This is a genomic window from Bradyrhizobium sp. USDA 3650 (assembly GCF_054057395.1).
In genome coordinates this window covers 5835259-5848424 of record NZ_JBSRZG010000001.1, presented here as the reverse complement: position 1 = coordinate 5848424, position 13166 = coordinate 5835259, and the positions used below count along the sequence as shown (strand labels likewise).

Sequence of the window (13166 nt, the reverse complement as noted above, 5' to 3'; positions counted from 1 at the left end):
TCTGGATGGGAAGGCGCGGCAATCTGGATGGCGACAGTGTCGCGGCGGAGAGATGATTGCCGCGCAGATTGTCGCGCAAGAGTTTTGTTGAAGTCTGATTGTCGCGGAGCGTCAATCAGCGACGGTTTTCGGTGCCGCGTGTGAGGCGCGCCCTGGACCTCGCTTCCGTTCGGCGCGGTGCGCCTGCGACATGAGGTGCCCCCAAGAGGGAAAACCCGATCCTAACCGGTCTTGCCGACTTGTGGATTCAGGAATGTTAAACTTCGCCCCAAGTACAGCATCGAATTGGCGAGCAGAATTGTCTCAAAGGCCGCTCAGAGCGCAGGCAACGCACCCGGTGACGTTGCACGCACTGGCTTTTTGACCTGGGCCAGGCCATCTTCTTCAAGTGTCGCACGGAACTCACGATACATTCCACTCGTTTCTGCCCATCTCTCTTCCCGTCGTCCAGCCATGGCTCGAAAATCAACTCTGCCTCGCCGCCTGCAGCCCATGCTGGCCACTCTGACAGATTCGGCCTTCGACGATCCCAATTGGGTCTTCGAGGACAAATTCGATGGTTTTCGCATGGTCGCGGAAATCCGGGGTGGTCGGGTCGCACTCTACAGTCGCAACGGGAAGATCATCAGCCACTCCTATGTCGAGGTCGCGAAAGCACTTGAAGGCGTGAAGGCGGACGCTGTCATCGATGGCGAGCTGGTTGCGATCGGAAAGGACGGCGTATCCCATTTCCAGTTGCTTCAGAACGCCCTGCGCCATGAGGCTAAAGCTCGTGAAGCTCAAGACCGCCAAGTCGCCGTTCCCTGCCAAGGTGAAGGATGAGCAGGTCACGACCTGGGTACGCCCTGCATTGGTCGCAGAAGTGAAGTTCGCGGAGTGGACCAGCAAGGGCGAGCTGCGCCAGCCGGTCTATCTCGGGCTGCGGTCTGACAAAAACGCGAAGGACGTTGTTCGCGAAAGGAGCCGGTCGCGAAAATAATGCGCTTGTGACGAAGCATACGACTTAGAATTCAGCCGGCTTCGCGCTCGGATGTCGAAGGCCACGGCGGCAGGGGCGGCAACCCGAGAGCCTTGCGTACCGGTCCGAACGATCGCCGGTAAGCTGCGCATGCGCCAAGGCTGGCGAGCGCCTCATAATGAGCCGGCACCGGGTAGCCCTTGTGATCAGCGAATCCGTAGCCGGGGTGACGCACGTCGAGCGCCCGCATGACCCTGTCGCGCTCGACTTTCGCGAGGATGGAGGCGGCCGCGATGCGGGCGGACTTGGCATCGCCCTTAATAATTGCCTGCTGAGGGATGTCGATTTCCTTCCACCGCTTCGCATCGATCAGCAAGTGCTGCGGCGTCAACCCTAGCCCCCGGACCGCCCGCTGCATCGCCTGGATGCCTGCCCAATAGATGTTGATTGCGTCGATCTCCTCGACCTCGACGAATGCTACGCACCAACTCTCTGCCTCTTCTTTGATTTCCTTCGCGAGTTCTTCGCGAGCCGCGGCGTCGAGTTTTTTCGAGTCGTCGATCCCGACTATCCGCGTGCCTGGTTTAAGGATCACGGCTCCAGCGGACACGGGCCCGGCGAGAGGGCTCATTCCCGCCTCGTCCACACCTGCCACGGCAAAATGGCCGCTCTCCCAGAGCGAGGTCTCGAAGCGGAGCATCTTGCGGAGGCGCTGCCCTTCGGACCGATTTCGAAGCGACGTTTATCGATTGCAGCCAGGATGGCACGCGCTCCCGCGCGGCTGTCGGCCCGCAAGATCTGCTCCACGCTGGCCTCGAGCGGTCTTTTCTCGACGATGTAGCGCTGACGCAATACGTCTAGTGAATACTGGGACATAACGCCCTTCGTGAAGACTGTCTGTAGGGAAGCGTGTCGGTGAATTTTGTGGCGATTGTCTGAAGTACCTATACCGCCTCATCGGCTGCGCAACGCCCTCTCGAAGGAACTGGCCCGCTTTCACTTCCGCGTCGCCACTGACACCGCGTCCATCTGCCTCAGAGGGAACCAAGGGGTGTGTTCATCCCGAGCAAGGCCAATACGTCATGCCGGCGACGGAGAAATGGCGATGGCATGCTAGCCGCGCTAGCCGAGCGCCCGCTTAACCTCGTCCACGGCCCTATGCCCCGTTGCTTCGGCTTCGCCGTCTGTCGCCTTTCCTGGCGTCGCGCACCGCCCGCCGGGCCACCATTAGCCTGTCGACGAAATGATCTCGCGTGACATCTCGAGAGTGTGATTTGCCCTCCGCCACAGCCTCCCGCGAACAACAAAACAGGGCCGTCCGGCGTCACCGAATGCCTCACGAAATACCTAAGCCGACTTCCGCTGCGGCTTGGCCGCCGGCTTCTTCGCCGCGGCCTCTTTCGCCGGCTTTTTGCCTGCGATCGGCACCAGCATTTCCTTCTGCCCGGCGGCCGCCCTGCGCGGCTTTTTTCCTGATTTCTTGGATGCCTCTACCGCGGCCCCCTCTCGTCCGATGCTCTTGCGCAACGCGTCCATCAGGTCCACGACGTTCTCACCTCGCGGACGCGCTTTCGCGGTGATGGGTTTGCCCGCGCGCTTCTGATTGATGAGATCAATGAGCGCGGTTTCGTACTGGTCTTCGAACTTGTCCGGCTCGAAATGTCCCGCCTTCTGATCGACGATGTGCCTGGCGAGGTCGAGCATGTCCTTAGTGACTTTGACATCCTGGATGTCGTCGAAATACTCCTCCGCGGCACGGACCTCGTAGGGATAACGCAGAAGCGTTCCCATCAGCCCCTTGTCGAGCGGCTCCAGCGCGATGATGTGTTCGCGATTGGTCAGCACCACCCGACCGATCGCGACCTTGTTCATTTCGCGGATCGTTTCGTGGATGACAGCGAAAGCATCGTGTCCCACCTTCCCGTCGGGGCGCAGATAATAGGGCCGGATGAGATATCTCGGATCGATCTCGCTGCGGTCAACGAACTCGTCGATCTCGATGGTTCGCGTCGATTCCAGAGCGACGTTCTCGAGTTCCTCCTTGGTCACCTCGATGAAGGTGTCGGTATCGACCTTGTAACCCTTGACGATGTCCTCGTTGTCGACCTCCTCGCCGGTGTCGGCATCGACCTTGGCGTATTTGATGCGGTGGCCGGTCTTCCGATTGAGCTGGTTGAACGAGACCTTTTCGGATTCCGATGTGGCCGGATAGAGCGCTACCGGACAGGTGACGAGGGAAAGACGCAGGAAGCCTTTCCAGTTAGCGCGGGGGCCATGCCGGGGGAACTCCGATACTGATACCGGATTCAAGACGAACCACCCGGCTTGGTTCCGACATCGCGGCCCGTCCCACAGGAGGATTTTTCTCAGCGGCTGGGACTCGACATTTGTTCTTGTTATGTTCTAATTCGCGCATGACCGACCGACCCGCGAGCTGGCGCATGCCGACCCCGAAACAGATGGAAAAACTGGCCGCTGAAGCCGACCGTAGACGAGCGCCGTCCGCTGCGGGTCCGGATGTCCCGCTCCCGGCCGAATATTGGGAATCAGTCCTCAAAGACCCTCGCGCCGGCGCGACCGTGGCCCAGGCCCGACAGCGACGCCTCTCGGAAATTAGGGCCCACGTCCTGCGCATCTCCTGCCGCCGCTGCGAGCGAATTGTGGAAATCCAGACCGCCGATGCAGTCCGATTATACGGCGGCAACGCCGTCTGGAAGGACGTCGCGCAGCGGCTGCTCGACAACACCTGCCAGCAGCGCACCGGCAGGCATGAAGAAGACGGGTGCAGGCCAGCGTTCGCGTCGCCGTAGTCGCTCTGGATTTGCCGATCCGATCTCTTTGCGCGGGGATGTCCGGATGGCCCCGAAGTATCACCCTACGCCCCTGTCGGGCGGCGATCGCAAGGCTCTGGCGAAAGAGCTCGGTAAGGCGCGGGCAATGGCCAACATCCTGGCTACCCGATCGGCGGAGGCGCGAGCGAAGGGGGAAGCGCTCATCCAGCAGGCCGACAAGCTGCTATGCGAAAGCTGGAACGAGCGGATGTGGTCAGACGGCGAACCAATAGATCCATCGCCCACCATCGATCAAGCGGTGAATGGCGGCTTCCCTTGGCTGGAGATCCAGTGCGCGCGCTGCAAGTCGCCGAGCGACGTCGATCTCGCGGCGATGAAGCACCCGCCGACCACGTTCGTGCATGATCTTGCCAGCCGGCTGCGCTGCCGCAAATGCGGCAAGGCGGGCCGGCGTCCTTCCGCGACTCTGCTACAGTTGGCGCGGCAGCCGCGCCACCCTCGGACCGAAGCCTGACCGATGTGCTGGTGTGGACGGCCTCTCATCCCCACGGTTTGATGACGCTCTCGGCGTCACGGAAGATGATAGGAAAGTCTAATGAATATTCCCGTTCGTATCGGCATGGACACTTCGAAGTCGGTGTTCCAGCTTCACGGTGTTGATGAGAATGAGGTAGTGGTCGTTCGGCGCCAGTTTCGGCGAGCCGAGATGATCCGCTACTTCGAGCGGCTTCCGCCAGTTCTCGTCGCCATCGAGTCCTGCGGCAGCTCGCAGCATTGGGGACGCCTGCTGCAATCGTTTGGACACGAGGTAAAGCTAATCCCACCTCAGTATGTGAAGGCCTACGTGAAACGCGGCAAGAACGACGCGGCCGACGCCGAGGCGCTGTGCGAGGCGGTTACCCGGCCCAGCATGCGGTTCGTACCGGTGAAATCGAAGGAACGGCAAGCGGCTTGCATGTTGATGACCGTGCGAGAACGCCTGGTCAGCGTGAAGTCTCAGCTCTCCAATGCTTTCAGAAGCTATGCCGCTGAGTTTGGTATCGTCGGTCCCGCCGGCCGGCAGAACGTAGCCGCACTCATCAAACTTGTGCTGGAAGACGATAGCCTGCCGGAAATGGCGCGGGATCTCTTCCGCTTTCAGGCGGACGAGTATGCTGCGGTTGAAGCCCGCCTGGCGAAGATCAAGGCCAAGCTGATGAAGTGGCATCGCGATGATGACATCAGCAGGCGTATTGCGACAATTCCCGGCATCGGTCCGATTGGGTCGTCGATGCTCAGCATGAAGGCACCACCGCCCGAGACGTTCAGATCGGGTCGCGACTTTGCGGCATGGCTCGGACTGACACCCAAGGATCATTCAACCGGCGGCGGGCAAAGACTCGGCGGCATTACAAAGGCTGGAGATTCTGTACTGCGATCGACGTTGATTGTCGGGGCCACCGCGCTGCTGAGGTATATCCGAAGGGTCGTCATAAGCCCACACCATGGCTCGCCTCACTGCTGGAGCGAAAGCCGCCGAAATTGGTTGCGGTGGCATTGGCCAACAAGTTTGCCCGCATGCTTGGCGCTTGATGATATCGGGCGGCGTGTACAACCAGCCGGTAGCAGCCATGCCGACTTGATCTGAAACGTATATGGTCATCCGCGCCGACAATCGGTCTGGAAGCTGGTGGGCGCGGCCATCGCCGGGCTAGAAGAAGCCGGATGCACCGAAATGTAGCCGCGACCTGACGACAAGCATGATTCGACGAGAGCAGCACGGTTTATACTTTCTAGGGTATGGACCGTGAGGCACCGCAGTGACTGAATGACGGGAGAAGCTTGAGCAACAACGCCATAAGTTGTGCCGATTTTTCCGACTATTTTCATTCGTAGATCCAATTTGCCGGCGACACATCCGGAACATCCATGTTGTTGCGTTCGAGGACGGTTCGCGGAATTCGACTGAGTTACCTGGAGCGGCGCGGCGGCCGCATCGGTATCGTTTTGGTCCACGGCAACTCGTCCTCCAAGGAGATCTTTGCTCGTCAGATATCGGCCTTGACGCGGACCGGATACGGCGTCGTCATCCCCGATCTCCCGGGTCACGGCACGTCGGACCGTTCGGCCACGCCGCGGCGGACGTATAGCTTCCCGGCCTACGCCGAGATGTTGCATCGTCTGATGTCGGACCTGGGCTATCGTACCTACCATGTGGTTGGCTGGTCCTTGGGCGGTCACATCGGCATCGAGATGCTGGCTCGCTATCGCGTGGTCAAGTCGCTCCTCTTGACGGGTACACCTCCTGTCGTGCTCACGCCCGACGGTATCGCCGCCGGCTTTCGATGGACGCCATCGACGGCACTAGCCGGGCGACGAATCTTTTCAAAAGCTGATGCCACTCGCTACGTTCGCGCGATGATGGGAGCGCGCCGCGCGGCCTCTGATCAGGTCGAGACTGCGCTCCGTACCGACGGAAATGCACGGTACTGGATGGTGCATAACGGCATGGCCGGCGTCGGAGTGGACGAAGTCAAGACCCTTTCGGAGGACCAGCGTCCGCTGGCCATCGTTCAAGGCGCGGCGGACCCATTCTTAAGGACGGAGTACCTCGCCGCCCTGCCCTACAAGCACATATGGCAAGGAAGACCGACGTTGCTTGATGCCGGGCATGCGCCGCACTGGGAGCGTCCGACGATCTTCAACGACCATCTTCTTGGATTTCTGGCGTACGCGGATCAACACTACCTGGGGGGGCAGAATGATCTCGGGAATAGAGAGTTTCATCGACACGACGTTGCATGCTCGAACTGATGCCGAACTGAAGGGTCTCTTCCTGGCCTCGATGAAGTCGGAAGGATACGAGAACGCCGTCTTCGCGCGCGCCAGAGAGAAGAGGCTGGTTTCCATTCCCTGGAGCGAATTTCCCGAGGGGTATCTGGACACATACAAATCGAGCGAGTGGGATCGCATCGATCCAGTCGTGCAGCACGTCCAGACGGCGCGCGGGCCATTTCACTGGAATCAAATCAATCCAGCGGGATTCTCACGCCGGCAGATCGAATTTTTCGAGGAATGCCGCGAGCTTGGGGTCCACTCAGGGCTGACCGTTCCCATTCGCGGTCCCTGCCGTCAGACGGACCTGATATCGCTGAGCTTCCGTGGCCGGGGCAAGCCCGCGTCGGACCGCCTGTCCTGGGTCTATATGCATTGCGTGCAGTACTGGTTGAGGTACTGCGACATGATGGATGACCACCGCCCGGACGAGGTCTCCCTCACAGGCCAGGAGGTGGAATGCCTCAAGTGGTGCAAGGAAGGGAAGACGAATTGGGAGATAGGCGAGATTCTAGCGATCTCCCAGAAAACCGTCGAATTCCATGTGGGGAACGCGATGCGGAAACTCGGTGCCGGCAACAGGATCACCGCCGTGATCATGGCTATCCGAAACGGGCTCATCCCTCTGTAGCGGCGGCGACACGGTTACTTCGATGACCGAGACGACGATTGTCCTCAAGACGGCAAGTGCCTTCTGAAACAGGTCAAGCTCTATGTTCAGGGGCGCCATCACCTTCAGGACTTCGTCGTTCGGGCCGCAACACTCGACCAGAATGCCGGCTGCGACAGCCCTATCCGCGACTTCTGCTGCGTGCTCAGCCGCAGCGAACTGCACACCCTGCATCATTCCGAGCCCCTTGTGACGGAGGTGCTCCGGGTACTCCGCCGCCAGGCCGACGCACCATAGGCGCAGGCTGTCGGAGCGGGTTCTTACGCCGTCGACGAAATCGTCATCCCAGAGATCCAGGGCGGCGGCGCCAGTCGCAAAAGCTATCGAGTTTCCGCGGAAGGTCCCGTTGTGCTCACCGGGCGCCCACACGTCGAGCTCCGGTTTCAGCAGCAGGAGCGACATCGGATAGCCGTAGCCGCCGATGGACTTCGCCAGACACACCATGTCCGGCACGATCCCGGCGCGCTCGAACGCGAAGAATGATCCTGTGCGACCGCAGCCGGTCTGGATTTCGTCGACGATCAGAAGTGCTCCTATCCGCTTCGCTGTCTCGGACAGCGCCGCAAGCCAACGAGGCGATGCAACGTTCAAGCCGCCCTCTCCCTGCACGACCTCGACTACGATTGCCGCGACCGGGTCGATGCCACCGGAAGCATCGACGACCATGGCCTCGAAACGGGAAAGGTCGCGCGAGCCGGCGCCGCAATAGCCTTCGAAGGGCAGACGGACTACCGGATCGAGCGTTCGACCGCCCGAGCTTCGTGCCACACGCGAGCCCGTAGCTGCCAGCGCGCCCGATGAAACACCATGAAACGCGTTGGTGAAGGCGGCTATGCCGTGCCTGCCGGTAACCTTCCGGGCGAGCTTGATGGCGGCTTCGACGCAGTTCGCGCCGGTCGGTCCTGTGAATTGCATCCGGTAGGAGAGTCCCCTCGGGGCCAGGATTTTGTCTCGGAAGCTCGACATGAAACGGAGTTTCGCCTCGGTGTGGAAGTCGAGTGCCGCGCTCAGACCGTCCGCCGTGATGTAATCGATGGCCGCTTTCTTAAGGTGCGGATGATTGTGTCCGTAGTTGAGCGCGCCGCAGGCGGACATCAGATCGATATAGGACCTACCGGCGGCGTCGAGTATCGTCGCGCCGCTTGCCGAGCTGAGCAGCGCAGGTAACCGACGGCAATAATACCGAACCGAGGATTCATTCTCGGCGAAGAAGGCGACATGGTCGTTGCGGAGTTCCGGCCTCATGCGTGCGTCCTCCGCGGAATGGGCGCCTTCTCCGCATTGGAGATCATCATCAGCTTTTCACGCACCAACAAAATATCGGCCGCTATTGCCTCGTAGCCAGCATCGGTAGCCGCCCGGCTGAGGTACGTGAGTGCGTCGGCGATGTTTTCTGCCGCGTCTTCGTCCGCGGCCAGAACGACCGTCGAACGTTCGGAGTGGTTTCCGCTCATGCGGCGTCCTTTCTTGGGAGAGTTTCCGCTCCAAGCGATAGAACCCTCGGAGCGATGCCGAATTTCTGGCAGTGCTCCGTCGGGCGAATGAACGCTGTCGGAACAAAGAACGCGCGCTCCAATTCGCCCTCGATTTCGTGCGCAGGCCCCAGCCACCGGATCCCCGATTTGATGAAATGAGCAAGGAGATGCTCCCGAGTCACCCCGATCATTCCGGTCGCCCCGCGAAGAGAGAGAAACTCCTGGATCGCACAGAGAAGCTCCGGGAAAATGGTTCTGCGTATCGCCGGCGAGACGGCCTTGTCGACGCATACGCGCGTCACCTCGAAGACATCCGGTGATTCCGGGAGATTTCCGTCCGTGACGAGATACGGCCAGTAGCTCTTGAGCATGTAGGGCCGTGTCGTCCGGAGCAGCCGGGCCAGCCCTCGCACCACTCGAGCTTCGTCGCGCCAAACCAAGTAGACCGCCGCTGGGGTGTCGAACTCGTCGAACTCCAGCCCTCCATAGGAGGAATGATCGAGTTTCCTCCTGCAGACGAACACTTCGTGTCTGAGACGAGCCTGAGAAGCCAAGGCATCCTGGAAGAGATGCGCCGTCGCAATCGAGAAAGCTTCGATCATGCAATGCCGCTCCGTTGCAGGCATTCGATCAAAACAACCGATGACGCGATACTGGGAGATTCCCTAAGGCCTCGGTCTCATTTTCGCAAAATTGATGACCTGAGCAGTCGTCGCCGCTCCTTGGAAGGCCAAGAAGCCTCGCGCTTGCGCCATACCTGCAAGCGTATAATATACGTTCCGACGTATGGCCGTTTCGACGCTGCGATGGTCATCGTGGCGGATGGCCCGAGAATCGCGCAATTCGCCCCGTAATGTGCTTGCAAGGAATGTGCGCCGACTCCGGTTGGAGCGCGGACTTTCGCAGGAAGCGCTTGCGGCGGAGGCGACGACGCGGCAGGCCCTGATCAGCAACCTGGAAGCCGGCGTCGCCAATCCTACACTGGAATTGCTCATCCGTCTCGCCCAGGCGCTTCACGTCGACATCCGGGATTTATTTGAGCCCTCGCGGGGATGATCCGCGGCAGGTTTGCCGGGCAGCTTGAGAATTTCCTGACATTCGGCCGCCCGCCGAACGACTTCCCGCTAGATATGGTGCTTCGCCTTCTTGAGATAGGCGACCACGGCGTCCTCGACGATCTCGTATGCATTCCGCTTCTCGTCGATGGCGGCCTTCTTGAGCGCGTCGAGTATGTGCGGCATCAGATACATCGACGTGGCTTTCCGCTTGTCTGGTCTTCCGGCGACTGGCTCATCTTTCTTCCCGCGTGGCATGATCGGCTCCTTTGGATACCTAGATATCCAATATCAGGGAGCTGCGGACCCCGATAGCCTTTCCGGCCGTTTTCCACGGCGGTGGATAGGATATCCAGATATTTAGATATTGAACTATTGTTTCTCCTGTGCTAAGGCCCCGATGTGCTTACAGTCGACCCATAGCCCCTCCTCCGAGGCACGGACTGCTCCAGTCCGGGCAGCCTGATCCGTGGATATCTCCGCGAAGCGCTGCTTGTCGACCCTTGCACCTCAGCACCGAGCTCATGAATGAAATTTCCTCCCCGCCGCCCGAATGCGGCTGAAATGGAGAACTCAATGAACTTCAAGGCCAGCCCGCCCTCGGTGGGCGGAGCGGAACCGATTCTCCACTGTCCGAACTGCAATCATCAGATCAAGCTGACCGAATCCCTCGCCGGCCCTCTGATCGAACAGAGCCGCCGACATTTCCATGAGCAGCTCGCTGCGAAGGATGCGGAAGTCACGCGGAGGACGGACGAACTCCGCCATGAGCGCGACCAGCTCGCCCAGCAGCGGGAACTGATGGAGACCGAGATCTCCCGCAAGATCGGCGAAGAGCGTGGTCGCATCGTACTGGCGGAAGGCAAGAAGGCGCGCGAATTGGCCGCAGCGGAGATCGCGGCCAAGGAGGCCGAGACCGTCGAGCTACGTAAGACGATCGAGGCCAACAACGCCAAGCTGGCGGAGGCCCAACGGACGCAGGCGGAGCTGCTGCGCAAACATCGCGAACTGGACGAGGAGAAGCGCGAACTCGACCTTACCGTCGAGAGGCGGCTTCAGGCGTCCTTGCCGGAGATCAGGCTCAAGGCGCACCAGGAGGCCGACGCGTCCGCCCGCCTCCGGGTCTTGGAGCGGGATCAGACGATCGAGTCCATGGCTCGCACCATCGAGGAGTTGAAGCGCAAGGCCGAACAAGGATCACAACAGGGACAAGGCGAGGCGTTCGAGCTGGAGCTCGAGGACGTGCTCCGTGCCCGCTTTCCCACGGATGTCGTCGATCCGGTGGGCAAGGGAGAAGTCGGTGTCGACGTGACCCAGCGGGTGAACGCTAACGTCGGCCGGAACGCCGGCACCATCCTTTGGGAGACGAAGCGCACGAAGGCATGGAGCGATGCATGGCTCGCAAAGCTCCGAGACGACCAGCGGCGCTGCGGAGCCGATATCGCAATCATCGTCTCCCACGCGCTGCCCAAGAATGTCGATCACTTCGATCTCATCGATGGCGTCTGGATCTCCCACCCCCGCTGTGCCGTCGTGTTGGCCGTCGCGCTCAGGCAGACCTTGGTGGAGGTCGAGGGATCGAGGACGGCCCAGCAGGGGCAGCAGACCAAGACGGAGTTGGCCTACCGCTATCTTACCGGCACCAAGTTCCGGCAGCGTATCGAAGCAGTGATCGAGAAGTTCAACGACATGCGCGACGATCTCGACAAGGAGCGGAGGTTCATGACACGGCAGTGGGCGAAGCGCGACATGCAGATCCTCGCCGTCATCGAGTCCACGGTGGGCATGGTCGGCGACCTGCAGGCGATCGCGGGCAAGGCCATGCCGGAAATCTCGAGCCTGGACACGCTCCTGATACAGTCCCCTGAGCGTATCGACGTCGACGCCCCGTAAGACCACCGCCCAGCGATCTTCCGGCACGCATGGCTGGAGCAGCACCGACATAGAGCCGCCCGGTCCAATTGTGCAGATCGCAAAAAACGCTCTGGTCTATAGATATCTAGATATTTGAATATTGACATATCAAGACACCCGTGATACGTATGATCGCAGGATGGGATCAAGGAAAGGAGCTGGCGATGGCCGGCAATCGCGAACACGACTTCAGCAGCCGCGGCTTCGATCCGGCTCGGCCGGTGTCGATGAGGAGCCAGCAGTTCAGGGGCGCTCCCCTGCACGGCCCCAAGACCTTCGGCTGGTCTCACGGCAGCACGGCGACCCCGTCGGGCCGCTCCTTCGTCATCACCCGCGCGTTCCAGGGGCCGCGGCGCACGGTCTAGACCGCCCACCTAACCAGCCGCCCGTCCGACGATTTCGGACGGGCGGACCTCATGATCGCCACGGAGTACGCGTGATCGCTTGGTTGTTTTCCGACACCCATTTGGAGATGTCGGTCTGGGATCTTCCCCAGGAACGGCCGAAATACGACGTCGTCATCGTTGCCGGTGATCTGATTACGCGTGCCGAGCGCGGCGTGGCCTGGCTTCGGGATCGCTTCCCCGACACCGATGTCATCTATGTCGCGGGTAACTTGGCTCGGTTCGTTTGTATCTTCGCAGTCTCAAGAACGGAAAATCGTCGGAGGTCCACGACGAACCCGAAAGCTTCGTCGGCGCGCATCTCCGGATCCATAGCCACCAGGTCCGAGATGGGCCATGTGTCGACGCGGCTGTCCTGAATAAGGTCCGTCAACCCCGATTTGAGAAGCTCCCGCCGAACGCCTGGACCCGATTTCCCGCCGCCAGATACGAACTCGTGTTGCGGAAACAACTGGCCCAACATTGCATCGAGATCAGCGACGGCACTGGGTGTTTTCGACGTCCTGAGTTCGTTCAGGACGGTTAGCGCTTCCTGCAGTTTCTTGACGCGTTCGAATTGCTTTTTCCTGGCCTTCTCGCGCGCTTTGGCCTGCTCCTCCGACCTCGAATTATCCTGCGTCCCCGCAGTTCCTGTATCGTCCACGCGGTCGACCGTCGCCATGCCGAGTTGCTTCGCAATTTCCTCGATGGATTGTCTGAGCAGGTGCCTCGGCGTCACATGATGATCGTTGAACTCATCGAGAGCCTTTTCGGCTTGGCGCGTGGCCGTCTCATAGAGCGCGGTAGCATGGTTGGGAAGCCAGACATCCGCAAGATAAGTCTTCAGACCGATCACCGGGATGTAGACGAGGTTTGCACCGCCTTTTTGCTGCTCTAAATCGCAATCGGCCGTCAGGATCACGCCAAACCGGCGCCAGGGATTGCGCCAGTTTTCGGTTCCAGGATGTGCGGCAATAATGTCCCCCTGGCGCAGAACATTTCCGGAAAGAGGCTGCTCGCATTCCATCGATGCGCACTCACCAAAGGTCGAGATTGATTGATTCTGCTAATATATTTCAGGGACGGCCTCAGTAATCAAGCGTCT

13 protein-coding genes and 3 pseudogenes are annotated in these 13166 nt (G+C 60.4%); 9 read left to right on the top strand and 7 right to left on the bottom strand.

From position 1 onward, the window contains the following. Positions 1-453 precede the first annotated feature (453 nt). Positions 454-979: pseudogene (locus ACVIN2_RS27440) on the top strand (ATP dependent DNA ligase). A gap of 31 nt (positions 980-1010) precedes the next feature. Here ACVIN2_RS27440 and ACVIN2_RS27435 read toward each other — a convergent pair. After that, positions 1011-1834, bottom strand: a pseudogene (locus ACVIN2_RS27435) (ribonuclease HII). Between the two features lie 471 nt (positions 1835-2305). Then, entirely contained in the window at positions 2306-3268 is a 963-nt protein-coding gene (gene ku, locus ACVIN2_RS27430; RefSeq protein WP_456767965.1) for a non-homologous end joining protein Ku, read from the bottom strand. Between the two features lie 104 nt (positions 3269-3372). Here ku and ACVIN2_RS27425 point away from each other — a divergent pair, with 104 nt between their 5' ends. The 5 genes and pseudogenes from ACVIN2_RS27425 to ACVIN2_RS27405 all read left to right on the top strand — a co-directional run bounded on the left by ACVIN2_RS27425 (position 3373) and on the right by ACVIN2_RS27405 (position 7195). Next, complete coding sequence (locus ACVIN2_RS27425) at positions 3373-3768, top strand: hypothetical protein (protein WP_456767964.1); 396 nt, start codon at positions 3373-3375, stop codon at positions 3766-3768. A gap of 46 nt (positions 3769-3814) precedes the next feature. Beyond that, the gene (locus ACVIN2_RS27420) at positions 3815-4264 is read left to right on the top strand and encodes a hypothetical protein (RefSeq protein ID WP_456769817.1); all 450 of its coding nucleotides are present in this window, start codon (positions 3815-3817) and stop codon (positions 4262-4264) included. 81 nt (positions 4265-4345) lie between these two features. Beyond that, positions 4346-5372, top strand: a pseudogene (locus ACVIN2_RS27415) (IS110 family RNA-guided transposase). Between the two features lie 286 nt (positions 5373-5658). Further along, entirely contained in the window at positions 5659-6543 is an 885-nt protein-coding gene (locus ACVIN2_RS27410; RefSeq protein ID WP_456767963.1) for an alpha/beta fold hydrolase, read from the top strand. Further along, complete coding sequence (locus ACVIN2_RS27405; RefSeq protein WP_456767962.1) at positions 6491-7195, top strand: helix-turn-helix transcriptional regulator; 705 nt, start codon at positions 6491-6493, stop codon at positions 7193-7195. The genes ACVIN2_RS27410 and ACVIN2_RS27405 overlap by 53 nt, the downstream gene beginning before the upstream one ends. On the opposite strand, the gene ACVIN2_RS27400 is transcribed toward ACVIN2_RS27405, so the two are convergent. The 3 genes from ACVIN2_RS27400 to ACVIN2_RS27390 are packed head-to-tail and all read right to left on the bottom strand — an operon-like array spanning position 7076 to position 9311. Continuing rightward, positions 7076-8479, bottom strand: a complete 1404-nt coding sequence (locus tag ACVIN2_RS27400) for a diaminobutyrate--2-oxoglutarate transaminase (protein WP_456767961.1) — start codon at positions 8477-8479, stop codon at positions 7076-7078. The two genes, ACVIN2_RS27405 and ACVIN2_RS27400, sit on opposite strands and share 120 nt — an antisense overlap. Then, on the bottom strand, positions 8476-8688 hold the full coding sequence (locus tag ACVIN2_RS27395) for a hypothetical protein (protein WP_456767960.1): 213 nt from the start codon (positions 8686-8688) through the stop codon (positions 8476-8478). Before ACVIN2_RS27395 ends, ACVIN2_RS27400 begins: the two co-directional genes overlap by 4 nt. Further along, a complete protein-coding gene (locus ACVIN2_RS27390) occupies positions 8685-9311 on the bottom strand; it encodes an acyl-homoserine-lactone synthase (protein ID WP_456767959.1) in 627 nt (208 codons plus the stop codon). Before ACVIN2_RS27390 ends, ACVIN2_RS27395 begins: the two co-directional genes overlap by 4 nt. Before the next feature lie 184 nt (positions 9312-9495). On the opposite strand from ACVIN2_RS27390, the gene ACVIN2_RS27385 reads away from it, so the two are divergent. Next, positions 9496-9765 (top strand): helix-turn-helix transcriptional regulator, encoded by a 270-nt coding sequence (locus ACVIN2_RS27385; RefSeq protein ID WP_456767958.1) that lies wholly within the window; start codon positions 9496-9498, stop codon positions 9763-9765. Positions 9766-9833: 68 nt separating this feature from the next. On the opposite strand, the gene ACVIN2_RS27380 is transcribed toward ACVIN2_RS27385, so the two are convergent. Continuing rightward, complete coding sequence (locus tag ACVIN2_RS27380; RefSeq protein ID WP_456767957.1) at positions 9834-10022, bottom strand: hypothetical protein; 189 nt, start codon at positions 10020-10022, stop codon at positions 9834-9836. 318 nt (positions 10023-10340) lie between these two features. On the opposite strand from ACVIN2_RS27380, the gene ACVIN2_RS27375 reads away from it, so the two are divergent. Together ACVIN2_RS27375 and ACVIN2_RS27370 are read left to right on the top strand one after the other, a co-directional pair. Continuing rightward, positions 10341-11657, top strand: coding sequence for a DUF2130 domain-containing protein (locus tag ACVIN2_RS27375; RefSeq protein ID WP_456767956.1), 1317 nt, complete (start codon positions 10341-10343; stop codon positions 11655-11657). Positions 11658-11806: 149 nt separating this feature from the next. Continuing rightward, entirely contained in the window at positions 11807-12043 is a 237-nt protein-coding gene (locus ACVIN2_RS27370) for a hypothetical protein (protein ID WP_456767955.1), read from the top strand. A 235-nt stretch (positions 12044-12278) separates the two neighbouring features. Here the strand turns inward: ACVIN2_RS27370 and ACVIN2_RS27365 are convergent, their stop codons facing one another. Continuing rightward, on the bottom strand, positions 12279-13088 hold the full coding sequence (locus tag ACVIN2_RS27365; RefSeq protein WP_456767954.1) for a hypothetical protein: 810 nt from the start codon (positions 13086-13088) through the stop codon (positions 12279-12281). Positions 13089-13166: the final 78 nt, after the last annotated feature.

Excerpts from the sequence above, each read along its gene's own strand:
- ACVIN2_RS27425 (WP_456767964.1), top strand. The coding sequence starts at position 3,373 with ATGACCGACCGACCCGCGAGCTGGCGCATGCCGACCCCGAAACAGATG.
- ACVIN2_RS27420 (WP_456769817.1), top strand. The coding sequence starts at position 3,815 with ATGGCCCCGAAGTATCACCCTACGCCCCTGTCGGGCGGCGATCGCAAG.
- ACVIN2_RS27410 (WP_456767963.1), top strand. The coding sequence starts at position 5,659 with ATGTTGTTGCGTTCGAGGACGGTTCGCGGAATTCGACTGAGTTACCTG.
- ACVIN2_RS27405 (WP_456767962.1), top strand. The coding sequence starts at position 6,491 with ATGATCTCGGGAATAGAGAGTTTCATCGACACGACGTTGCATGCTCGA.
- ACVIN2_RS27400 (WP_456767961.1), bottom strand. The coding sequence starts at position 8,479 with ATGAGGCCGGAACTCCGCAACGACCATGTCGCCTTCTTCGCCGAGAAT.
- ACVIN2_RS27395 (WP_456767960.1), bottom strand. The coding sequence starts at position 8,688 with ATGAGCGGAAACCACTCCGAACGTTCGACGGTCGTTCTGGCCGCGGAC.
- ACVIN2_RS27390 (WP_456767959.1), bottom strand. The coding sequence starts at position 9,311 with ATGATCGAAGCTTTCTCGATTGCGACGGCGCATCTCTTCCAGGATGCC.
- ACVIN2_RS27385 (WP_456767958.1), top strand. The coding sequence starts at position 9,496 with ATGGCCGTTTCGACGCTGCGATGGTCATCGTGGCGGATGGCCCGAGAA.
- ACVIN2_RS27380 (WP_456767957.1), bottom strand. The coding sequence starts at position 10,022 with ATGCCACGCGGGAAGAAAGATGAGCCAGTCGCCGGAAGACCAGACAAG.
- ACVIN2_RS27375 (WP_456767956.1), top strand. The coding sequence starts at position 10,341 with ATGAACTTCAAGGCCAGCCCGCCCTCGGTGGGCGGAGCGGAACCGATT.
- ACVIN2_RS27370 (WP_456767955.1), top strand. The coding sequence starts at position 11,807 with ATGATCGCAGGATGGGATCAAGGAAAGGAGCTGGCGATGGCCGGCAAT.
- ACVIN2_RS27365 (WP_456767954.1), bottom strand. The coding sequence starts at position 13,088 with ATGGAATGCGAGCAGCCTCTTTCCGGAAATGTTCTGCGCCAGGGGGAC.